The organism is Streptomyces sp. TSRI0107, from assembly GCF_001905845.1.
Taxonomy (GTDB): Bacteria; Actinomycetota; Actinomycetes; order Streptomycetales; family Streptomycetaceae; genus Streptomyces.
Genome location: NZ_LIVZ01000023.1, coordinates 1 through 21,073 on the forward strand (window position 1 = coordinate 1; position 21,073 = coordinate 21,073).

Annotated in this window: 15 protein-coding genes; 6 read left to right on the top strand and 9 right to left on the bottom strand. The window is 74.9% G+C overall.

The window, feature by feature from the left end:
* Positions 1–51 precede the first annotated feature (51 nt).
* Both AMK31_RS37860 and AMK31_RS37865 read right to left on the bottom strand, forming a co-directional pair.
* Positions 52–732: an HAD family hydrolase gene (locus AMK31_RS37860; RefSeq protein WP_073945302.1), complete on the bottom strand. Its 681-nt coding sequence runs from the start codon at positions 730–732 to the stop codon at positions 52–54.
* A 58-nt stretch (positions 733–790) separates the two neighbouring features.
* A complete protein-coding gene (locus tag AMK31_RS37865) occupies positions 791–1,267 on the bottom strand; it encodes an Lrp/AsnC family transcriptional regulator (RefSeq protein WP_073945303.1) in 477 nt (158 codons plus the stop codon).
* 314 nt (positions 1,268–1,581) lie between these two features.
* Between AMK31_RS37865 and AMK31_RS37870 the strand changes: the two genes are divergently transcribed.
* Together AMK31_RS37870 and AMK31_RS37875 are read left to right on the top strand one after the other, a co-directional pair.
* Positions 1,582–3,081 carry an FUSC family protein gene (locus tag AMK31_RS37870; RefSeq protein WP_073945304.1) on the top strand — a complete coding sequence of 500 codons (1,500 nt, stop codon included), beginning with the start codon at positions 1,582–1,584 and terminating at the stop codon, positions 3,079–3,081.
* Between the two features lie 109 nt (positions 3,082–3,190).
* Complete coding sequence (locus AMK31_RS37875; protein WP_073945305.1) at positions 3,191–4,219, top strand: lactonase family protein; 1,029 nt, start codon at positions 3,191–3,193, stop codon at positions 4,217–4,219.
* Between the two features lie 102 nt (positions 4,220–4,321).
* On the opposite strand, the gene AMK31_RS37880 is transcribed toward AMK31_RS37875, so the two are convergent.
* From AMK31_RS37880 to AMK31_RS37905, 6 genes are all read right to left on the bottom strand, one after another.
* Positions 4,322–5,245, bottom strand: coding sequence for a sirohydrochlorin chelatase (locus tag AMK31_RS37880; RefSeq protein WP_107468847.1), 924 nt, complete (start codon positions 5,243–5,245; stop codon positions 4,322–4,324).
* 185 nt (positions 5,246–5,430) lie between these two features.
* The gene (locus AMK31_RS37885) at positions 5,431–6,441 is read right to left on the bottom strand and encodes an N-acetylglucosamine kinase (protein WP_073945307.1); all 1,011 of its coding nucleotides are present in this window, start codon (positions 6,439–6,441) and stop codon (positions 5,431–5,433) included.
* A complete protein-coding gene (locus AMK31_RS37890) occupies positions 6,438–7,115 on the bottom strand; it encodes a uracil-DNA glycosylase (protein ID WP_073945308.1) in 678 nt (225 codons plus the stop codon). The genes AMK31_RS37885 and AMK31_RS37890 overlap by 4 nt, the downstream gene beginning before the upstream one ends.
* A gap of 81 nt (positions 7,116–7,196) precedes the next feature.
* On the bottom strand, positions 7,197–8,339 hold the full coding sequence (locus AMK31_RS37895) for a WD40/YVTN/BNR-like repeat-containing protein (RefSeq protein ID WP_073945309.1): 1,143 nt from the start codon (positions 8,337–8,339) through the stop codon (positions 7,197–7,199).
* Positions 8,340–8,431: 92 nt separating this feature from the next.
* Positions 8,432–10,216: a HEAT repeat domain-containing protein gene (locus tag AMK31_RS37900; RefSeq protein ID WP_385312983.1), complete on the bottom strand. Its 1,785-nt coding sequence runs from the start codon at positions 10,214–10,216 to the stop codon at positions 8,432–8,434.
* Between the two features lie 336 nt (positions 10,217–10,552).
* Positions 10,553–12,274 carry an acyl-CoA dehydrogenase family protein gene (locus AMK31_RS37905; protein WP_079187115.1) on the bottom strand — a complete coding sequence of 574 codons (1,722 nt, stop codon included), beginning with the start codon at positions 12,272–12,274 and terminating at the stop codon, positions 10,553–10,555.
* Between the two features lie 74 nt (positions 12,275–12,348).
* On the opposite strand from AMK31_RS37905, the gene AMK31_RS37910 reads away from it, so the two are divergent.
* Entirely contained in the window at positions 12,349–13,089 is a 741-nt protein-coding gene (locus AMK31_RS37910) for a PaaX family transcriptional regulator C-terminal domain-containing protein (protein WP_073945310.1), read from the top strand.
* A gap of 84 nt (positions 13,090–13,173) precedes the next feature.
* Here the strand turns inward: AMK31_RS37910 and AMK31_RS37915 are convergent, their stop codons facing one another.
* Positions 13,174–13,974, bottom strand: coding sequence for a pectate lyase (locus AMK31_RS37915; RefSeq protein ID WP_073945311.1), 801 nt, complete (start codon positions 13,972–13,974; stop codon positions 13,174–13,176).
* A gap of 328 nt (positions 13,975–14,302) precedes the next feature.
* Between AMK31_RS37915 and AMK31_RS37920 the strand changes: the two genes are divergently transcribed.
* The 3 genes from AMK31_RS37920 (at position 14,303) to AMK31_RS37930 (ending at position 20,773) form a co-directional block, all read left to right on the top strand.
* A complete protein-coding gene (locus AMK31_RS37920) occupies positions 14,303–15,631 on the top strand; it encodes an extracellular catalytic domain type 1 short-chain-length polyhydroxyalkanoate depolymerase (protein ID WP_079187116.1) in 1,329 nt (442 codons plus the stop codon).
* Between the two features lie 138 nt (positions 15,632–15,769).
* Entirely contained in the window at positions 15,770–16,327 is a 558-nt protein-coding gene (locus AMK31_RS41945) for a hypothetical protein (RefSeq protein ID WP_241842870.1), read from the top strand.
* A gap of 129 nt (positions 16,328–16,456) precedes the next feature.
* Entirely contained in the window at positions 16,457–20,773 is a 4,317-nt protein-coding gene (locus AMK31_RS37930; protein ID WP_073945313.1) for a cation-translocating P-type ATPase, read from the top strand.
* The last annotated feature ends 300 nt before the right edge of the window (positions 20,774–21,073 follow it).

A 21,073-nucleotide genomic window follows, 5' to 3' on the forward strand; every position in this document is an offset into this window, starting at 1 on the left:
CGCAGGCCAATCGCCAATCAGCCGAGTGAACAACGCTCCAGGCCAATACACCTAGCGGGTGAGCCAGTCGTACGCCGCCCGTGCCGTGAACTCCGGCTGGCCACCGCGGAACAGCAGGCCGGCGCCGGCGAACCCGGGGTCGTCGGCCTGGTCGGCGACGTACGGGACGGCGATGCAGCGCATGCCGGCCGCCTGTGCGGCGGTGGCGCCCGGGGCGGCGTCCTCCACGACCACGCAGTCGGCGGGGGCCGCGCCGAGCCGGCGGGCCGCCTCCAGGAAGACGTCGGGGGCGGGCTTGCCGTGCGGGACCTCGTCGGCGGAGACGGTCGTACGGAGGAACGCGTCCAGGCCGGTCGCGGCCAGGATCGCCGCGATGGCCTCCGGTGACGAGCCGGACGCCACCGCCATCGGGACGCCTTCGGAGGCGAGCAGTTCCACGAACTTGCGCATCTCCGGGTAGGTGGGCGTCGCGGCGCGGGCCAGCTCCAGGTAGCGGCGGTTCTTGGCGGCGAACAGCTCCTGCGTGGGCGCGGTCAGGTCGTACCGCCGTTTCCAGTCGGCGATGGTGTCCAGCGTGCTGATGCCGACGTACCGCTCGTGATCCGCCCATGTGTAGCCGGGTACGCCCTGCTCGGCGAGGACCTGTCGGCCCGCTTCGTAGTAGTTCGGCTCGCTGTCCACGAGCGTTCCGTCGAGATCGAAGATGACCGAGATGCCGCCGAGAGTGCTCATGGAACCAGGATGCCAAGAATGGATCACGGCGGGATCGGCGGGGACGGGAGCCGTGGGCTCAACCCTTCGAGGCCCGCCCGATCGACTCGACGAGCGGCAGCAGGCGGTGGGGCACGCGCTCCCGCAGGGCGACCTCCGTGCGGGTGCGGACCACGCCGGGGAGACTGATCAGCTTCTGGATCACGTCCTCCAGGTGGGCGTTGTCCCGGGCCACGACCCGAGTGAGCAGGTCGCCGCCGCCCGTGATCGAGAAGGCCTCGACGATCTCGGGCACCCCGGCGAGCGCGTCGCCCACGTCGTCGAGATGGCCCTGGGTGACCTCGATGTGGACGAAGGCCAGCACCGGGTGGCCGAGGGCGGCGGGGGAGAGCGCCGGGCCCGTGCCGGTGATCACCCCGTCCCGCTCCAGCCGGTCCAGCCGGGCCTGGAGGGTGCCGCGGGCGACCCCGAGGATGCGGGCGTACTCCCGCACACTCGTGCGCGGCTGCTCCAGCAGCAGCCGCAGGATGCGGGTGTCCAGCTCGTCCACCGCCATGTGCCCGGCCCCTCCTACGGTGATCACGAAGACCTGGTGATCAAGATCGACTGTACCAATGGCCCGGCTGTCCGCCGCCCGGCTGAACCACTCGCCTGCCCGGCTGAACCACTCGCCATGGTCCGATGGTCCGGTGCCGGCCGCATCCCGAGCCGCCCCGCTGGGCCAATGGACCAGTGAATCCGGGAGCACTTGAGCCACTGGCGGAGAAGGTGCTGTCATGTGGAGGTCGATGGCGCTGCGGATTCCGCGGCGCCTTTTTCATGCCGACATCTCCAGATCATCTCCAGATCCATTCCAGGGGGCGGTAAGCAGTGCTGAAGAGGGTGTTCGTGGCTCCGGACCCGGGGCGGACGCGGCTGCGTTTCGCGACGCGCGCGGTTCTCGGTATCGGCCTCGCCGTGGCCGTCTGCGGCCTCGCCGGCCACTCCCTCGTCGGCGCCGTCATCGGCGGCCTCGCCGCGCTGCTCGCCCTGTTCACCGTCACCGACGCCACCGTCCGCCGTCAGGCCGTCACCACGGCGTCGCTGCCGCTGGTCGGCCTGCCGGTGCTCGCCGTGGCGGCCGTGGTGCACGATCGGCCCGTGGTCCGCGACCTCGTCTTCCTCGCCGTGGTCGGCGCGGGCGTCTACGCCCGCCGCTGGGGCCCGCGCGGGCACAGCCTCGGCGTGTTCGCGTTCATGACCTACTTCATCGCCCAGTTCCTCCAGGCGACCCCGCGGCAGCTGCCCGAGCTGTACGCCGCCGTCGTGCTGTCCGTGCTCGTCGCGGCGGCGGTGCGGTTCGGGCTGTGGTGCTACGAGCGCCGGCTGCCCCCGGCGCCCACCGTGGCCCCGCCGGCCGGCGCCGGCCTCGCCCGGATCACCACCCGGCAGGCGATCCAGGCGACCGTCGGCGCGGGCTTCGCGCTGGTCGTGGGCCAGCTGGTGTCCGGGGAGCGCTGGTACTGGGCCGTCGGCGCCACCTGGTGGATCTTCGTGAACACCACCTCGCGCGGCGAGACCCTGGTCCGCGGCTTCCGCCGGGTCCTCGGCACGGTGCTCGGCATCGGCCTCGCCGTGCTGGCCGCGGTCCCGCTGCACGGCGCCGCCGCCCCCTCCGTCGCGCTGATCGCCGTCTGCGTCTTCGGTATCTTCTACACGGCCGCGGTGTCCTACACCTGGATGATGCTCTGCGTCACCCTCCTCGCCGGGCTGCTCTACGGCCTCCTCGGCGTGCTCGACCCCGCGCTGCTCGCCCTGCGCCTCGTCGAGACCGGCGTCGGCGCGCTCGGCGCCGTCCTGGCCGTGCTGTTCGTCCTCCCGGTCACCACCCACCGGGTCACCGACGCCTGGATCCAGCGCGCCCTGCGCTCCGTGCACGCCTGCACCGCCGAGACCGCCGCCCGGCTCGCGGGCGACCCGGACGCCGACCCCGCCCCGGGCGTGGCCGACCTGGAACTGCTGCTCGCCCGCGTCCGGCTCGCCGTCGCCCCTCTGGTGCACCCGCTGAACCCGATGCTGGGCCGCAAGCGGCGGGCCCGCCGGGTGCTGGCCCTGCTCGACGACTGCGCCCGCGAGGTCCGCGGCCTGGTCGCCGTCGCCGCCGACCCGGAGGCCTCCCACGACGCCCGCCTCGCCGCCGCGTGCTGGCGGGTCCAGGCGGCGGTGGAGGCCCTGACCGGCGGTCCGGCCGAGCAGGGCGTTCCCGCCCTGGCGCCGCAGCCACCCGCCGCGGAGCCGGCGCTCGCCCATCTCCACGGCTTGGAGCGCGCGCTGGCGGAACTCGCCACGCCGCTGCGGGCGCCGTCGGGGTCGCCGCTCGTCGGGGCGTGACCCCGGTGGCCGGGTGTCGCCTGCCAGAGATTTCGCCCTGTTGGTCTAGACCTTCTGCGATCCGCTGCTAACGTCACCTCCGGAAGCCCAGGACCGAGAGGGGACAGCGGTGGCAGACGGCGGACAGCGGCGGCGGGCGTTCATCGGGTCGTTCACGGCGGCCGGCGGCCCCGGCGTGGTGGTGGCGGACGTCGATCCGGGCACTGGCGCGCTGACCCTCGGCGCGAGCGTCGACGGTGTGCCCGATCCCTCCTACCTGGCCCTGGCACCCGGCGGGCGCATGCTCTACGCGGTCAGTGAGACGGCCCAGGGCGCGGTGGCCGCGTACCGGGTGGACGGCGGGGTGCCCGAGCTCGCCGGCCCGCTCGTCCCCGTCGGCGGCGGGCCGACCCACCTCGGCGTGCACGCCGGACACGTCCTGACCGCCGACTACGGCTCCGGCAGCGTCACCGTCGTGCCGCTGCGCCCCGACGGCACCCTCGCGGCCGCCGCCTCCGCCACCCTCCAGCACACCGGATCCGGTCCCTGCACGCCCCGCCAGCAGGGCCCGCACGCCCACCAGGTGCAGCCCGACCCGAGCGGACGGTGGATCGTCAGCGTCGACCTCGGCACCGACTCCGCGCGCGTGAGCGTCCTCAAGGAGGGCGGTCTCGTCCCGCACCGGGAGACCCCGCTGCGGCCCGGCTCCGGACCGCGCCACCTGGCCTTCCATCCGGACGGCGAGTACGCGTACGTCGTCAACGAACTCAGCCCGACCGTCACCGTCTGCCGCTGGGACGCCGAGGACGGCGTGCTGCGGCCGCTGACCGAGACGCCGGTGCTGCCCGGCGCACCGGCCGGCGACGCCTACCCGTCGGGCATCGTCGTCTCGCCCGACGGCCGCTTCGTGTGGACCGCCACCCGCGGCGAGGACGTGCTGTCCGTGTTCACCGTCGAGGGCGACACGCTGCGGCTGACCGCGACGGTCCCCTGCGGCGGCCACTGGCCCCGCGCCCTCACCGCCTCGGACGGCCGCCTGTACGTCGCGAACGAGCGCTCCGGCGACGTCACCTGGTTCGACGCCGACCCGGCCACGGGCCGGCCCCGGCGCGGCGGCGCGGTCGACGTGCCGGCGGCCTCCTGCGTGGTCGTCGGATGAGCGAAGGGCCCGCTCCCGGCGGGGAGCGGGCCCTTGCGCCGTACGGCCGTCCTACGGGTCGTACGGCCTCTTACGCGTCGAACGGCCTGCGGCAGGGCCCGGTCAGCGGACCGGCGTGCCCTGCGGCTGCTGCGGGGCGATGCCCAGCGCCGTCGTGTACTTGGCCAGCGCCAGCTTGCCGATCGCCGGGTACGGGCCCAGCGCCTCGGCGGCGGAGCAGCCGGCCTCGGCGGCGGCCGCCTCGACCAGCGCGGCGTCGATCTCCGGGCCGATCAGGTACGGCGCCAGCGCCAGCTGCTGCGAGCCGGAGGAGCGGAGCTGCTCGGCCACGGAGGCGATCGAGCCCTCCTGGTCGAGGGCCGCCGCCATCACCGGCACGGCCAGCCGCGCGGCGAGCAGCATGCCGGTGATCCCGGCCGCCTGAACGGCCTCCTCGCCGCCGACGGACGCCAGGATGATGCCGTCCGCGGCGGTCGCCACGGTGAACAGCCGGGCGCGGTCGGCGCGGGCCAGACCGGCCTCCGACAGGCGCACGTGCAGCGCCTCGGCGAGCAGCGGGTGCGGGCCGAGCACATCGGTCAGCTCGGCGGCGACGCGGCTGTCCATCACGGCCTGGCGGACCTGGCGCAGCAGCGCGGCGTCCGGACCGGCCAGCAGGGGCACCACGACGGCGACGGGGCCCTCGGGCTCCTTGATCTCGAGACCCGCGGCGAGTGCCTGCTCGTAGCGGGCGGTGCGCTCGTCGGCGGCGTGCGCCAGCACGGCCTGGAGCGTGGGGAACTCGGTGTCGTCCCCGTCGACGTACCCGATCCGGGCGTCGAGGCCGGGCAGCTCGGAGCGGGCGATGCTCACGATCTCCTCGGCGAGGCCGCGGGTGGCGGCGCTGGGCGTGCCCGGTACCGCGAGGACGAGCGCGGGCGCGCCCTCGGGAGCCGCCAGGGGCTCGGGTCGGCGGTGCCGCCCGGGCTGGCGGGGGCGCGGCATTCGTACTGGCAGGCCGGACGCGGGCCCAGTGGGGGAGCTCATGGCGCCGCATGTTACTGGCTTACTGGGTTCCCCTGTTCGGGGAGGGTGCAGGTGAGCGGTTTCCGTCCGGTTTTGTCTGATGAGTTACGGGGAGATCCGAACTGATCAGCGGGTTTACCTACAGTCACTCGCGTCGACCCTCGCTCGAATGGCCGAAACTTTATGGCCGAATCGCCGTCGCCGGATCAGTCCGGCAGGGTCGCCGTGCAGAGCAGCCGCTCGTCCCTCGGGAGCGCGAGCGTGCCCGTCGCCAGCGCGGTGGCGATCCGCACCGCGCCGTGCAGCGGATCGCCCTCGGCCCACACGCAGCGCGCGTGCGGCAGCCGCTTCAGCAGCTCCGCCCGCACCGGGGCGAGCAGCGGCTCGCCCATCTTGAACAGGCCTCCGGTGAGGCCGACTTCCGGCTCCCCCTCCGACGGGCACACCGCGGCCGCCGAGTCGGCCATCTGCCGGGCCGCGGCGCGGAGGATGTCCGCGGCGACGGGATCCGTCTCCGCGCACGCCGCCACCTGGGGCGCGAAGGAGGCCAGGACGGCCGGACGGTCCGTACGGGGATACAGCGCGCCGGGGAGTTCCGGCAGCGGGCCGAACTGTGCCCGCGCGCAGGCCATGAGCGGCGCGGAGCCGCCCTCCCGGCCGTCGTGGGCGCGCAGCGCCGCCTCCAGTCCCGCCCGGCCGATCCAGGCGCCGCCGCCGCAGTCGCCGAGCAGATGGCCCCAGCCGTCCGCGCGCCGCCATTCGGCCAGATCCGTACCCAGAGCGATCAGACCCGTGCCCGCGGCGATCACGGCGCCGGGGCGCGGGCCCAGCGCGCCGACGTACGCCGTGACGGCGTCAGCGGCGAGGGCGGCCGCGTGGATGCCGAACTCCCGCCGCAGGGCGTCCGGCAGTTCGGCGCGCAGCGCGTCACCCAGCGTCCCGAAACCGGCGGCGCCGACGGCGGCCGTCGTCAGCTCCACGACACCCGTCTCGGCGGTCAACGACCGGACCAGCGGCACCAGTTGCTCCATCAGGTGCCCGGCGTCGATGCCCCGCGAGCCTGTGCGCACCGGCACCCGTGACTCGCGCTGCCCGAGCGGCCCGGCATCCGCCGTGCCGACGACGACGCGCAGCCCGGAACCTCCCGAGTCGACGGCGAGGAATCCGGCGGAACCGGACGGCCCGACGCCCGCTGAGGTCCCGGCCCCGGACGTCACGACAGGCGCCAGTCCACCGGTTGGCCGCCCTGGCGCATCAGCAGGTCGTTGGCGCGGCTGAACGGGCGTGAGCCGAAGAAGCCGCGGTCGGCAGACATGGGGGAGGGGTGCGCGGACTCCACCGCCGGCAGGTCGCCGAGCAGCGGACGCAGGTTGCGGGCGTCCCGGCCCCACAGGATCGACACCAGTGGCTTGCCGCGGGCGGCCAGCGCGCGTATGGCCTGCTCGGTGACCTCCTCCCAGCCCTTGCCCCGGTGCGCCGCCGGCTTGCGCGGGGCCGTGGTGAGCGCCCTGTTGAGCAGCAGCACGCCCTGCCGGGTCCACGGCGTGAGGTCGCCATTCGACGGCTGGGGCAGTCCCAGGTCGGTGTGCAGCTCGCGGAAGATGTTGATCAGACTGCCGGGCAGCGGCCGGACGTCCGGGGCCACGGAGAACGACAGCCCCACCGCGTGCCCCGGTGTCGGGTAAGGGTCCTGTCCGACGATCAGGACCCTCACCTCGTCGAAGGGTTGCTGGAAGGCCCGCAGGACGTTCTGTCCGGCCGGGAGATAGGTGCGTCCCGCGGCGATCTCCGCGCGCAGGAAGTCGCCCATCTCGGCGATCCTTCCGGCGACGGGTTCGAGGGCCTTCGCCCAGCCCGGTTCGACGATTTCATGCAACGGTCGTGGTGCCACGGCGTCACCCTACTGCCGTACGGCACAGGGTGATCAACCGGTGGCCAAGGGCCGGACCGGACCGGCACGCTCGTCATCGGCTCACGCGACCACCGCGGCCCGCACGCACAGCACGTCCGGCAGGTGGTGGGCCAACTGCCGCCAGCTGTCGCCGTCGTCGGCCGACGCGTACACCTCGCCGTTGCGGTTGCCGAAGTAGACGCCCGCGGGGTCGGCGTCGTCCGTGCACATCGCGTCGCGCAGCACGGTGCCGTAGTGGTCCTCCTGCGGCAGGCCCGCCGCCAGCGGTTCCCAGGTCCGGCCCGCGTCCGCGGTGCGGAACACCCGGCAGCGCCGCCCGGCGGGCACGCGGTCGGAGTCCGCGGTGATCGGGAACACGTACGCCGTGTCCCCGCGGCGCGGATGGGTCGTGACGGCGAAACCGAACGTGGACGGCAGGCCCTCGCCGATGTCGGTCCAGTGGGCGCCCGCGTCGTCGCTGCGGTACACCCCCCAGTGGTTCTGCAGATACAGCCGGTCCGGGTCGGCCGCGTCCCGGGCGACCTTGTGCACGCACTGGCCGAACTCCGGGTTCGGGTCGGGCAGGAACACCGCGGACACACCGGAGTTGGACGGGACCCAGCTGGCTCCGCCGTCGGTGGTGCGGAACACCCCGGCCGTCGACACGGCGACCGTCACGGACTTCGGATCGCGCTGGTCGGTCAGCACGGTGTGCAGGCCCTCCCCGCCGCCGCCCGGCACCCATTGGGAACGGGTGGGGTGCTCCCAAAGGGGCCGCACCAGGGTGAAGCTCTCCCCGCGGTCCTCCGAGCGGTACAGCGCCGCCGGTTCGGTGCCCGCGTAGACCACGTCCGCCTCGGCGGCCGACGGGTGCAGCTGCCACACCCGCTCCAGCGAGGCCTCCGTGTCCTGCGGGAACTTGACGGCGGGCCGTGACGGCTCGGTCCAGGTGTGGCCGAGGTCGTCGGAGTGGAACACGGACGGTCCCCAGTGCGCGCTGTCGCCCCCGGCCAGCAGGCGCGGTGTGGGCCCACGGGTGTCGATGGCGACCGAGTACACGGCCTGCGCGTTGAAGTAGGGACTCTCGTCGAACTCCCACACGCCACCTCGCCGGCGCCCGATGAACAGGCCTTTGCGCGTGCCCACGGCGAGCAGTACGTCGGTCATGCCGATCACCTCCGCGACATCTTCGTCCCAGACATCGGCAAGTCTGCACCCCACCACTGACAGTCACCTCTCAGGACGCCGTCGCAGCAGGTCAGAGCCGTGTCGGCGACGGACGGCGACCTGTCCGGGCACCGCCCGGGAACGCCCGCCTACGCCTCCGCCACCACCCGGCACACCCGCAGCAGCGCCTCGTCCGCCGGCACGTCATGGCTGCCGCGCCCGTCCGGCCGGGCCGTGTGCCGGCGGCGGGTGGCGAGTTCCGTCTCGGCCAGGTCCCGCAGCGGCGCGGCGGCGTCGGCGAGCGCGGCGAGGCAGTCGGCGATCGGCTGGCGGGTCCAGGGGTTCTCCGCCCAGGCGGCGCGCAGGAGCGGCGCGACGGAGCCGACATCCCCGGTGATCCGCGAGAGGGCGCACGCGGCGGCCGTCCGGTCCCACAGCCGCTCGGACCCGGCCAGGCGCCGCAGCGCGGGCACCGCCGGACGTGCCTCGGGCCCCAGCAGCTCCAGCACCCGCGCGGCCGTACGGCCCTCCCGTTCCAGCTCGCCGAGCAGCACCGGCAGGACCGCGTCGGCGTCCCGCGCCACCGCCCACCACGCCTCCGCGGCCGCCACCGCGTACCCGGAGCGCAGCAGCCGCCGTACCACCGGCAGGGACTCGCGCGCGGCCGGACCGAACGCGGCGAGCGTCCGGAGCGCGAGCGGGACGAGCGTGTCGGCGGAGGGGTGCGAGCCGTCGGCCGGCCGCCGCAGGATCCGCAGCACCCTCGGGAGCGCTTCCGTGTCGCCCAGTGCGCCGAGCGCCGACAGCAGCCAGTGGATCCGGGTGCCCGCCTCCGGCGAGTCGAGCGGTGCCTCTTCGAGGTGGTGCCGCAGCGCCGGGGCGAGCGGGGCCGCGGCCGGTCCCAGGTGGACGACCGCCGCTGCCGCGTCGTCCGGCACGACCGGGCCCGCCAGCACCTCGGCGAGCACCGGCACGGACCGCGCGTCCCCGATCCGGGCCAGGGCCTTCAGCGGGCGGCCCAGACTCGGCGGGCCGTGCTCCCACCGGCGTGTCCACAGGTCGGGGCGCGAGGCGACCAGCGCGGCGAGGGAGTCGGCGGCCGGGGCGGCCAGGCTGAAAAGGTCCTCGAGCACGGCCACCGCGGCGTCCCGCAACCGGTCGTGCTCCTCGCCGAGTTGCTCCCCGATCAGGGCGACGGGGCGGGCGTAGTCGGCCCGCCAGGTGTGGAACAGGCCCGGTGCCATCCATACCGCGTTGCACCGGTCGACGGGGTCGGGGCCGGTCAGCTGCCCGCAGAGCAGGGCGATCCGGTCGTCCACGCGGTCGTCGAGGGCGCCGTGCAGGGTGCGCAGCAGCCGGGCGCCCTCCTCGTCCGAGGGCCGCAGCCGCCGCAGCCGGCCGACCAGGGTGTCGGTGTGCGGGTGGCTCGGCCGGTCCGGCCGCCGGGGCCGCCGCTCGGACCGCTCCCGCAGCAGTCCTACGACGGTGGGCGCGAGGTCGGCCGGCAGCCGGTCGGGCGCGCTCGCGGCGAGCTGGCCGAGCGCCGCGAGCCGCAGCCCGGGGCCGTACGGCGGTGCGCTCTGCGCGGCCAGCAGGGCCACGGCGTCGGCGGCGTGCGCCGGGTGCATGCGGGCGAAGCGGCCGAGGGCCTCGGTGAGCGCGATGAGGACCCGGTCGTCCCGCTCGACCGTGATCCGCTCGCGCACCAGGGCCAGCACCCGGTCCGGCTCGTCCAGGAAACGGACGAGCGCCCCGGCGGCCGCCCGCCGCACTCCCGGGTCCGCGTCCCCGGCGAGCCGCGTGAAGGTGTCGGCGCCCGCCCGCACGGCCGCCCCGGCTGCCGCGCGGAGGCCGTCGGCCCCGCCCTCGCCCTCCTCCTCGCCGTGCCCGCCGATGCTGACCAGCAGCTCGACGAGGCCGCCCCGGTCCGCCACCTCCGCGCGGCCGGCCAGCCTGGCAGGAACGGCACGCAGGCCAGCGTCGAGTCGTACACGTCGCCCTGGTGGTGCACCGCCCCGTACATCCCGTCGAGCGCCGTCTCCCGCTCGGCGGGGTCCGCGGAGGCGAGTCCCCGGAGCAGTCCGGGCACGTCCTCCGCGCTGCCGTACGCATGCCGCAGCGAGGCCCAGTCGACCTCGTCGATCCCCGTGAACACGCCGTCCTCCCCACGCCCGGTGCCCCACCGCTCGTGAGTCTGCACCACGGCACCGACAACGAGGCGGAATCGACCGGCGACTGTGAGCCAACCTCGGCGTGCCCGCGCGGAGCGGTCAGCCGCCGCCGGGAAGCGCCCGCTCGAGGATCGCGTCGAGGTCGGCCGAATCGGGCAGCGTGCCGAACGAGTGCCCCCAGTCACCGCCCAGCCGCGTGGCGCAGAACGCGTCCGCGACGGCGGGCGGGGCGAACCGGACCAGCAGGGAGGCCTGCAGGGCGAGGGCCATGTGCTCCACCAGCCTGCGGGCACCGACGGGCGACGCCTCGGCGAGGCCGTCCTTGAGCCGGGTCACCGCCGCGTCCAGTCGCGCGTCGGCTCCGCGCGCGAGGTCGAGTTCGTCGAACAGGGCCTCCGCGACGGCGGGTTCCCGGCCCAGCGCGCGCAGCACGTCGAGGGCGTTGACGTTCCCGGAGCCCTCCCAGATCGACAGCAGCGGGGCCTCGCGGTAGTGCCGGGGCATCCCGGACTCCTCCACGTAGCCGTTGCCGCCCAGGCACTCCAGCGCCTCCGCGGTGAACGCCGGACCCCGCTTGGTGACCCAGTACTTGCCGACGGCGGTGGCGATGCGGCGCAGCGCCCGTTCCCCGGCGTCCCCGCGCACGGCCCGGTCGGCGGCGCCCGCGAGCCGCAGCGTCAGGGTCGTCGCCGCCTCCGACTCCAGGGCGAGGTCGGCGAGCACGTTGCGCATCAGCGGCTGGTCGAGCAGCCGCGCCCCGAACGCGCCGCGGTGCCGCGCATGGTGCCCCGCCTCCACCAGGGTCTTGCGCATCAGCGTGGCCGAGGCCATCACACAGTCCAGGCGGGTGCAGTTGACCATCTCGATGATGGTCTTGACGCCCTGCCCCTCGGGGCCGACCAGCCAGGCGACGGTCCCGTCGAACTCCGGCTCGGAGGACGCGTTGGAGCGGTTGCCGAGCTTCTCCTTGAGCCGCTGGATGCGGAAGGCGTTGCGGGTGCCGTCGGGCAGCACGCGCGGGACGAGGAAACAGGACAGGCCCTCGGGAGCCTGCGCCAGCACCAGGAACACGTCGCACATCGGCGCCGACGTGAACCACTTGTGCCCGCGCAGCGTGTAGACGCCGGGCTCGGCGGTGGGCGTGGCGGTGGTGGTGTTGGTCCGGACGTCGGAGCCGCCCTGCTTCTCGGTCATCCCCATCCCGGCCAGCAGCCCGCGCTTCTCCGCCGGGATCCGCAGGCCGGGGTCGTACTCCCGGCTGGTCAGCAGCGGCTCGTACACCTCGGCCAGCTCGGGGGTGCGGCGCAGCGCGGGGACGGCCGCGTACGTCATGGAGGTGGGGCAGCCGTGTCCGGCCTCCGCGTGGCCCCACACCAGGCCGCCCGCCGTGCGGGCGACGTGGGCGCCGGGCCGGTCGTCCGCCCAGGGCGCCCCGGCCAGCCCCTCGGTGACGGCCACCTCCATCAGGTGGTGCCAGGCGGGATGGAAGTCGACCTCGTCGACGCGATGGCCGTACCGGTCGTGGGTGCGCAGCACCGGTTCGTGCCGGTTGGCCAGGTCGCCCCACTCCTGGGCCTGTTCGCTCCCGGCCCGCAGGCCGAGCCGCCGGAGATCCGCCTCGGCCCATCCGGCGCCCTCCCGGCGCAGGCCCTCCAGGAGGGCGGCGTCCTCCGAGGCGTCGTACGGCGTGAGCGGTGGCGGCTGATTCGTGACGGTGTGCGTGGTGGCGGTCTGCGCGGTCACGGTCTGCGCGGTCACGGTCTGCGCGGTGACGCTCTGCGTGGTGGCGTCCTGCTGTGGCTGGGCGACTGTCGAGGTCATACCCGAGTGTTGCACTCTCGCTTCGACCGCAGCAATAGTGCAACACGCGAAGTCGCGCCATAGAGTACGGCTCCATGCCGACGAACGAACTCGACCTGCGCCCGCTCTCCGCGCGGTCGGTCGTCCTGAGCCTGCTGCTCGGCGCCCACCCGCCGGAGCTGTCCGGTAAGGACCTGGCACGCGCGGTCGCCCCGTTCGGCGTCGGCGGCTCCACGCTGCGCGCCGCGCTCAGCCGGATGACGGCCGCCGGCGATCTGCGCCGCACCCCGACCGGCTACCGCATCGGCGACCGGCTGCTGGCCCGCCAGCGCCGCCAGGACGACGCCGTGCGGCCGCGCACGCGCGCGTGGGACGGCGACTGGGAGATGGTCGTGGTCACGGCGACCGGTCGCGGCCCCGCCGAACGCGTGGAGCTGCGCACCCGGCTCGCCGCCCTCCGCCTGGCCGAGCGGCGCGAAGGGGTCTGGCTGCGCCCCGCCAACCTGAGCCGGCCGCTGCCGGACGACCTGGACCCGGTGGCCGAGCGCTACACGGTCCGCCCCGCGCGGCCGGCCGCCGAACTGGCGGCGGACCTGTGGCCGCTGGACGGCTGGGCCGGCACCGCGCGGGCCCTGCTCGACCATGTCGCCCGGGCGGAGGGACCGGCCGACCGGCTCACCGCGTTCGCGGCCGTCGTCCGGCATCTGCTGGCGGACCCCGTCCTGCCCGAGGCGCTGCTGCCCGCCGAGTGGCCGGGCGCGCGGCTGCGGGCGGCCTACGCGGACTACCAGGGCGAGCTGGCGGCGCGGGTCCACGCGCGCGTGGATAGCCACTGACGGGCGGCGCACGACGCGACGGCCGTACGAAGCGCCGTGCGGGCACTTCGTACGGCCGGGGGCACCGGGGCGGTGCGGGGCGGGCTACTTGTAGGTGATGTCGGACGACGAGTACTTGCAGTAGGTGCCGTCCGGGCCGGAGCCGTTGCTGGTCGGCTCGTCACCGTCGTCGTTGCCGATGTACTTCTGGCACGGGACGATCTTCTTGCCGGTGTCGCCGACGATGGTGATGCCCCGGAGGGTCGCGCTGTCGCCGTAGTTGGTGTTGATGCCGACGAGCCGGCCGCCCTTGTAGGTGGCCTCGATCGTGTTGAGGTTGATCGTCCGCTTGTACTGGCTTGAGCAGTTGCCGCAGGAGCGGACGAAGGTGCCGAAGTTCTTCACCGCGAAGTTCGAGATGTTCAGCGTTCCGGCGCCGTTGAACTGGAACACCTTGTCGCTGGCTTCCTTCGCGCCGCCGCCCGAGATGGTGTAGACGTTCGACGACGAGGAGCCCTTGAACGTGGCGGCGTCCTCGCCGACGTCCTCCCACCAGACGTTCTGCAGCGTGCAGCTGCCCTCGCAGTGGATGCCGTCCGCGGCGGGTGCGCCGATGATGACGTTCTTCAGGACGGTGCCGGCGGCCAGCTTCAGGATCGGCCCCTGGTCCTCGTCCTGGCCGCCGCTGCCGAGGTTGCCGCTGCCGTACAGGCGCTGCATCCCGTAGTCCTTGGTGCCGGACAGGGAGATGGTCGAGGAGACCGCCTGGCTGCCGTTCGGGGTGGGCCAGGTCGCGGCGTTCGCCGACGGTGCGGTAGTCATGAGCATGCCAACGGACACGCCGAGCGCGGCCAGCGCTCCGGTCAGCGCGCGTCGGCGGCTGTGCGTGTGGGGGTGTGTACGCATGCGGGTGCGTCCCTTCGGATGCGTTAGGGGATTCTCTCTGTTCCTGTCTGTGAACGTTGTTTCGCCTGTTGAACAGCCTTGCTTGCCTGTGCGACCTTTTCCAGCCCTTGGGGACGCCGGTCGGTCACACTGTTGAACGGACCGTAGAGGGCAAGCGCTTTCTGGTCAACGCTTCGCGCAGAACACATTCGGCCACTCCCGTGCCGCTCGGGACCGATGGTGAACGGCGGAGCGGTTGCCCCCGTGTGATGGTGTGGGAGCGCTTCCACGCTTGGGCGGTGCTCCCTTCACCGACGATCCCGAGCCGCGAACAGGAAGGGACGACCACGTGTCCGCCACCCCCGGCACTACCGTCAGAAGACCCCTGCGTCCGGTACTCGTGGCGCTCTACGGAGCGCTCGTACCGCTGCTCGCCGCGCTGCTCCTCGCCGCGCCCCCGGCCGCCGCCCGCACCGACGCCGTCGCCGACGTGCCGTACGCGACCCTCACCGAGGTCACCGACTTCGGCAGCAACCCGAGCAACCTCCAGATGTACCTGTACGTCCCCGAGAGCGTCACCCCGAACCCGGCGGTCCTGGTGGCCGTGCACTACTGCACCGGCTCCGGGCCGGCCATGTACAACGGCACCGAATACGCCTCGCTCGCCGACCGCTACGGCTTCGTCGTCGTCTACCCGTCGGTCACCCGCGCCAGCAAGTGCTTCGACGTCTCCTCGCCGCAGGCCCTGCGGCGAGGCGGCGGCAGCGACCCGGCCGGCATCAAGTCGATGGTCGACTGGGTCCTCGGCACCTACGACGCCGACCCGAAGCGGGTGTTCGCCACCGGCATCTCCTCCGGCGCGATGATGACCAACGTCCTGCTGGGCGTCTACCCGGACGTCTTCGCCGCCGGCGCCGCCTTCGCCGGGGTCCCCTTCGGCTGCTTCGCCACCACCGACGGCTCCGAGTGGAACAGCGCCTGCGCGAACGGCACCGTGACCCGCACCCCGCAGCAGTGGGGCGACCTGGTCCGCGGCGCCCACCCGGGCTACAGCGGCCCCCGGCCCCGCATGCAGCTGTGGCACGGCACCGAGGACGACGTGCTGCGCTACCCCAACTTCGGCGAGGAGATCGACCAGTGGACGAACGTCCTGGGCGTGAGCCGCACCCCGGCGTCCACCGACACCCCCGCCACCGGCTGGACCCGCACCCGCTACGGCGGCACCGGTGACCAGGCCCCCGTCGAGGCGATCAGCCTCCAGGGCGTCGGGCACAACCTGTACTCCTACGGCACCATGGGCGCCCGCGTCCTCACCTTCTTCGGCCTCGACGGCTCCGGCCCCGCCCCGCAGCCCCAGCCGGCCGGCTGCAAGGTGACCGCCACGACCAGCGCCTGGAGCACCGGACTCACCGGCTCCGTGACGATCACCAACACCGGGACGACCGCGGTCAACGGGTGGAAGCTGGGCTTCACCCTGCCCGGCGGCCAGACCATCACCAACGGCTGGGGCGCCACCTACACACCGGCGTCCGGCGCGGTGACGGCGACGAACGCGGCCTACAACGGCACGATCGCGCCGAACGGCAGCGTCACCATCGGCTACCAGGCGAACCACGGCGGCGACAGCGCGGCCCCGAAAACCTTCACGCTCAACGGGACCGCTTGCGCGAGCGCCTGATTCACGGGCGTGGCACAGTGGCCGGGAGGCGGTGTCCCCGGCCACTCGTGTTTCCCCCGCTCCCCATGGGTGACTAGGAGTTTCGCGGGAACTCGGGCCCGTGCACCGAACCCATCTTTCAGGGAGGCGGGGAGCGTCATGACACGGCTGAAGCCGTCGTCCGTTGTGACGAAGCCGGTTCACATGACCGGCTCGGCATTGCGCCGGGTACCCGGCGCCGGAATGGTGAGCAGGGCCGCCGAGGGCACGCTGGACGCGGTCGGCAACGTGTCGCCGCGCGGGCGTCGCATGGCGGTGTACACGGGAGCCGGGCTGCTCGGCGTCGCGGGTGTCGTGGAGTGGCCCGTGGCCGTCGCCGGGGCCGCCGTCGCCTGGCTGACCCAGCCGAAGCCCGAACAGGGCACCGCCCACGAACGGACGGCGGGCACCGAGGGCCACAAGACCAGGACCATGACGAGCGCCGCGTCCCGTACGGGGTCGGGCGGCACCACGACGTCCGCGGCGACGCGCGCGGGCATGGGAGCGTCCGCGGGCGGTGACACGGCGGCGTCCCCCGGTCGTATCGCCTCACCCGGCCGTACGACGGCGTCCGGGGCCCGTACCCGCGCGGCGCACGGCACCGGCACCACGACCATCAGGGCGGCGACCGCCCACCGGCGCATGGCGGCCCGGCGGGGCAGCGCGACGACGGGCTGACGACGAGCCGACGACGACTACGACGGCCGACGACGAGCTGAGAAACGACCCGACGACGCGGCGACGACGAGCCGAGAAACGACCCGACGACGAGCTGAGAACGAGCTGACAACGAGCTGAGGGTGAGCGATGGGGTTGCTGACGGGGTCGGCGACGGCAGTGTCCGGGGCCCTGCTGGCCGGGCCCCGGCTGCTGGCGCGCGGTGCCGCGCCGGCGGCGGGCATGGCGGCAGGGGCAGCGGCCGGCGCCGCGCGGGCCGGAGTTCGCGGAGCCGACTCCGCCGGGCGCGTCGCCCGGGTCGTGCGGGCCGCGGTGGTGCCCGGACGCGGGCGCCACTGGCGGTCCGGACCACGGGCGCACCTCGCGCTGAAGTCGGCCGGACCGGGGCTGGTGCACGAGGCGGAGGCGACCGCCCACGCCGCGCGGCGGGTGGCCGCCGCTCTCGCGGAGCGGCCCGACGTGGCCTACGCCTACTGGGACGGCGGGCTGTCCCGCCTGGTGGTGGCCGCGACCGAGGCCGCCGTCGCCGACACGGTGCTGGAGAAGGCCGCCGACCTCGCCGAACGGCACGGGCTGACACCCGACGACGAGCTGGTGGAGGAGTTCGCCCACCCGGGTGACCCGATCGGGGTGCGCACCGCCGTGGCGGCGCTCGTCGTCGACGCGCTCGGCATCGGCGCCGCGTTCGGCGTGTCCGCGCTGCGCCTGCCGCCCACACCCCGGTTCGTGTCCGCCGGCAACACCCTGCTCCGGGAGAACCCCCGGTTCCGCTCCTGGCTGCGGGGCCGGCTCGGCGACTCCCGCGCCGACCTCGTCCTCGCCGTCGTCAACGCGGCCGTGCACGGTTCGGGCCAGAACCCCGTCGCCCTCCTCCTCGACGGCTCGCTGCGCGCCTGCGGACTGGCGGAGACACTGACGCGGGCGGCGGCCTTCGACGCCGTACACGACCGGCTGTGCGTGCCCGACCGGCACGGCGTGGCCATGGACCGGTTCCCGCGCCCGCCGCTGCGCCGCACCCCGGCCCAGGAGTACGCCGTCCACGCCGAGTCCGGCAGCCTGGTGGGCGCCCTCGCGACCCTGCTGGTCAAGCATGACGCGGGGGAGGCCGCCGAGGCGGTGCTCGCCGGTTCCCCGAAGGCCGCCCGCTACGGCCCCGCCGCCTTCCACGCCGCCCTCAGCTGCGCCCTCGCGCGCACCGGCGTGCTGGTCCGCGACCAGCAGCGGCTGCGCAGGCTGGAGACGGCCGGCACGGTCTTCCTGCACCCGAGCGCGCTGCTCACCGCGGACGGCGAGGCCGACCCGTGGGCCGAGCCGGTCCTCGACGCGGCACGGCGCGCGGGACTGCGCGTGGTGGTCGGCGACGACCCAGCGCTCACCGACTTCATCGGCCTCGCCGACCACATCGTGCCCGCCGACCGGTCGGCAGCGGAGGCGGTGCGGCGGCTGCGCGAGGCCGACGGCTGCGTGATCACCGTCGCCCGCCCCGCCTCCTCCGACGACATCGACGTCCTCGAAGGGCTGTTCGCCGGGGACCTGGCCGTCGCGCTCGCCGACCGGGACGCGGCGGTCGCCTGGGGCGCGGACGTGCTCACCCCGGACGGCCTGCCCGACGTGTGGCGGCTGCTGGCCGCGGTGCCCGCGGCCCGCCGGGTCGGACGCCGGTCCCAGACGCTGGCCCGGTCCGGTGCCGCGCTGTCCGGGCTGCTCGTGGCGGTCGGCGAGGCCCGCCGGCAGACCAACCCGTGGCTGCCCGGACTGCGGCACGCGCCCGTCGACGTGGCCGCGGCGGTGGCCCTGCTCGGCGGGATTCGCGCGGCCGTCGGCGCGGCGCTGACGAGGGCGCCGCACCCCCAGCCGCGGGTGGCCTGGCACGCCCTGGACCACCGCTCGGTACAGGCCCGGCTGGCCGAGCGGCTGAAGTCCGAGGAGACCGCCGTGGAGCAGGCGGCGGGCCGGGTGCGGGAGGCGTTCGGCACGGTCGGCCGGATGCCCGCGATGGCGCCGGCCCGCTGGTCGTTCCAGCTCGCCCGGGCCGTGCGCGGCGAACTCGACGACCCGCTCACCCCGGTGCTGGCGGTCGGCTCCGCCGCCTCGGCGATCCTCGGCTCCGTCGCGGACGCCCTGCTGGTCGTGGGCGCGCTGGACCTGAACGCGCTGGTCGGCGGCCTGCAACGGCTGCGCGCCGAGCGGGCGTTGTCGGGGCTGGTCGCCGAGCAGAAGCAGAAGGCGCGGGTGACGGCCGACGGCCACGGCCCGGCCGGAACGCCGGAGTCGCGTCGGGACCGGCGCCGCCAGGGCCCGCGCACCGTGGACGCGGCACGGCTGATGCCCGGCGACGTGATCGAACTCAACGCCGACGACGTGGTGCCCGCCGACGCCCGGCTGCTGTGGGAGGACGGACTGGAGGTCGACGAGTCGGCGCTGACCGGGGAGTCGCTGCCGGTCGACAAGCAGGTGGAGCCGACCCCGAGCGCCGCCGTGCCGGACCGCAGCTGCATGGTGTTCGAGGGCACGACCGTGGTGGCCGGGCACGCCCGGGCCGTCGTCGTCGAGACCGGGGACCGCACGGAGGCGGCCCGCGCCGTCCATCTCGCCGCCCGCACCCCGCCCGCCGGGGGTGTCCAGGCCCGGCTGCAGGAACTCACCCGGCAGGCCCTGCCGCTGACGATGGCGGGCGGCGCCGCCGTGACCGGTCTGTCGCTGCTGCGCGGCACGCCGATCCGCGAGGCGGTCAGCGGCGGTGTGGCGGTGGCCGTGGCCGCGGTCCCCGAGGGGCTGCCGCTGGTGGCGACGGTGGCCCAGCTGGCGGCCGCGCGGCGGCTGAGCCGGCGCGGCGTCCTGGTGCGCACCCCGCGCACCCTGGAGGCGCTGGGCCGGATGGACACCATCTGCTTCGACAAGACCGGCACCCTCACCGAGAACCGGCTGCGCCTGGTCCGGGTCGCCGCGGTGGACGGCGCCGTCCGCAAGCTCGCCGAGGCGGGCGACTCGGAGACGCTGCGGATCGCCGTACGGGCCTGCCCGCGGCTCAACGGCGGCGGCGAGAAGCCGGTGCACGCCACGGACGAGGCGGTGCTGGAGGCGGCCGGCCGAGACCCGGACTGGGAGCAGACGGAGGCCCGGCCGTTCGAGGCGGGCCGCGGTTACGCGGGCGCGGTGGGCCGTACGGCGGACGGGGAGCGGCTGTTCGTGGTCAAGGGCGCCCCCGAGATCGTCCTGCCCGCCTGCCGGGACCTGCCGGAGCACGCGGAGGACACCGCGCACGCGCTGGCCGCCGACGGACTGCGCGTCCTCGCGGTCGCCAAGCGGCGCCTGGCCGACACCGAGAACGACGCGGAGGTCTGCGACGAGCAGCCCCGCGACCTGGAGTTCACCGGGCTGCTCGCGCTGGCGGACGTGCCGCGCGAGACGTCCACCGCCCTCGTGCACGGGCTGCGCCAGACGGGCGTACGGCCGGTGATGCTGACCGGCGACCATCCGCAGACCGCGAAGGCGATCGCGCTGGAGCTGGGCTGGCCGGAGGACACCGCCGTCGTCACCGGCGACGACCTGGCCGCCGTGGACCGGTCCGAGCGGGCCCGGATGCTGCGCGACGCCGACGTCGTCGCCCGGGTCGCGCCCGAGCAGAAGCTCCAGGTCGTCGAGGCGCTGCGGGACGCCGGGCGGGTGGTCGGAATGGTCGGCGACGGCGCGAACGACGCGGCCGCCATCCGCGCCGCCGACATCGGCGTGGGCATCAGCGCCCGCGGCTCGGCGGCCGCCCGCAACGCCGCAGACCTGGTGCTCACCGACGCCGACCTGACCGTCCTGGTGGAGGCCGTCGGGGAGGGCCGTGCCCTGTGGCACAGCGTCGCCGACTCCGTCGCCATCCTGATCGGCGGCAACGCGGGCGAGGTCGGGTTCGGCATCATCGGCACGCTGCTCGCCGGTGCCGCGCCCCTGTCGACCCGTCAGATGCTGCTGGTCAACCTGTTCACGGACCTGTTCCCGGCGATGGCCGTCGCGGTCACACCGAGCCAGGACCCGGCCGTCACGGAGTCCGACGGGCCGCTGGGCACGTCGTTGCTGGGCGCGCCGCTGATGCGGCAGATCCGGCACCGGGCGCTGACCACCTGCCTGGGCGCGGTCGCCGCCTGGCTGTTCGGCCGGTTCACCCCGGGCACGGCCCGCCGTACGACGACGATGGCCCTGTGCGCCGTGGTCGGCACCCAGCTCGCCCAGACCCTGCTCGACCGCCGCGACAGCCCGCTGGTGCAGCTCACCGCCCTCGGCTCGGCCGCCGCCCTGGTCGCCCTCGTCCAGACGCCGGGCGCCAGCCGACTCGTCGGCTGTACCCCGCTCGGCCCGATCGCCTGGGCGGGCGTCGCGGCCGCCATCGCCCTCGCGGTCACGGGCCAGCGGGTACTGCCGGACCTGGAGCGGGCGGTACTGCGCCTGGCCCGCTGACGGCTGGGCGCGCGGACGGGCTTACGGCCAATACGGCTGGTGGTCCGCCGGGTTGCAACCGGGCGACGGCGTCGGGCGCGCGGCCGACGAGGTCGCCTGCCCGGCCGGCTCGCGGGTGGGCTCGCTGCCCCATGAGGCCGCTGGTCTGCAGGGTCGCAGCCGGGTGACGGTGTCGAGGTCTCGATCGACCAGTTCGCTGGCCCGCTGGCCCGCCGGCTGGCTAGCCGTCCACGAGTCCGGTGAGCCGACGGGCGATGGCGGCGGGCTGGCGGCCGATGAGACCGGTGGTCCGCCGGGTCG

Coding starts and splice junctions, on each gene's coding strand:
- AMK31_RS37915 (WP_073945311.1), bottom strand. CDS start 13,974: ATGCGTACACACCCCCACACGCACAGCCGCCGACGCGCGCTGACCGGA.
- AMK31_RS41945 (WP_241842870.1), top strand. CDS start 15,770: ATGACACGGCTGAAGCCGTCGTCCGTTGTGACGAAGCCGGTTCACATG.
- AMK31_RS37905 (WP_079187115.1), bottom strand. CDS start 12,274: ATGACCTCGACAGTCGCCCAGCCACAGCAGGACGCCACCACGCAGAGC.
- AMK31_RS37880 (WP_107468847.1), bottom strand. CDS start 5,245: ATGAGCTCCCCCACTGGGCCCGCGTCCGGCCTGCCAGTACGAATGCCG.
- AMK31_RS37865 (WP_073945303.1), bottom strand. CDS start 1,267: ATGGCGGTGGACGAGCTGGACACCCGCATCCTGCGGCTGCTGCTGGAG.
- AMK31_RS37910 (WP_073945310.1), top strand. CDS start 12,349: ATGCCGACGAACGAACTCGACCTGCGCCCGCTCTCCGCGCGGTCGGTC.
- AMK31_RS37860 (WP_073945302.1), bottom strand. CDS start 732: ATGAGCACTCTCGGCGGCATCTCGGTCATCTTCGATCTCGACGGAACG.
- AMK31_RS37930 (WP_073945313.1), top strand. CDS start 16,457: ATGGGGTTGCTGACGGGGTCGGCGACGGCAGTGTCCGGGGCCCTGCTG.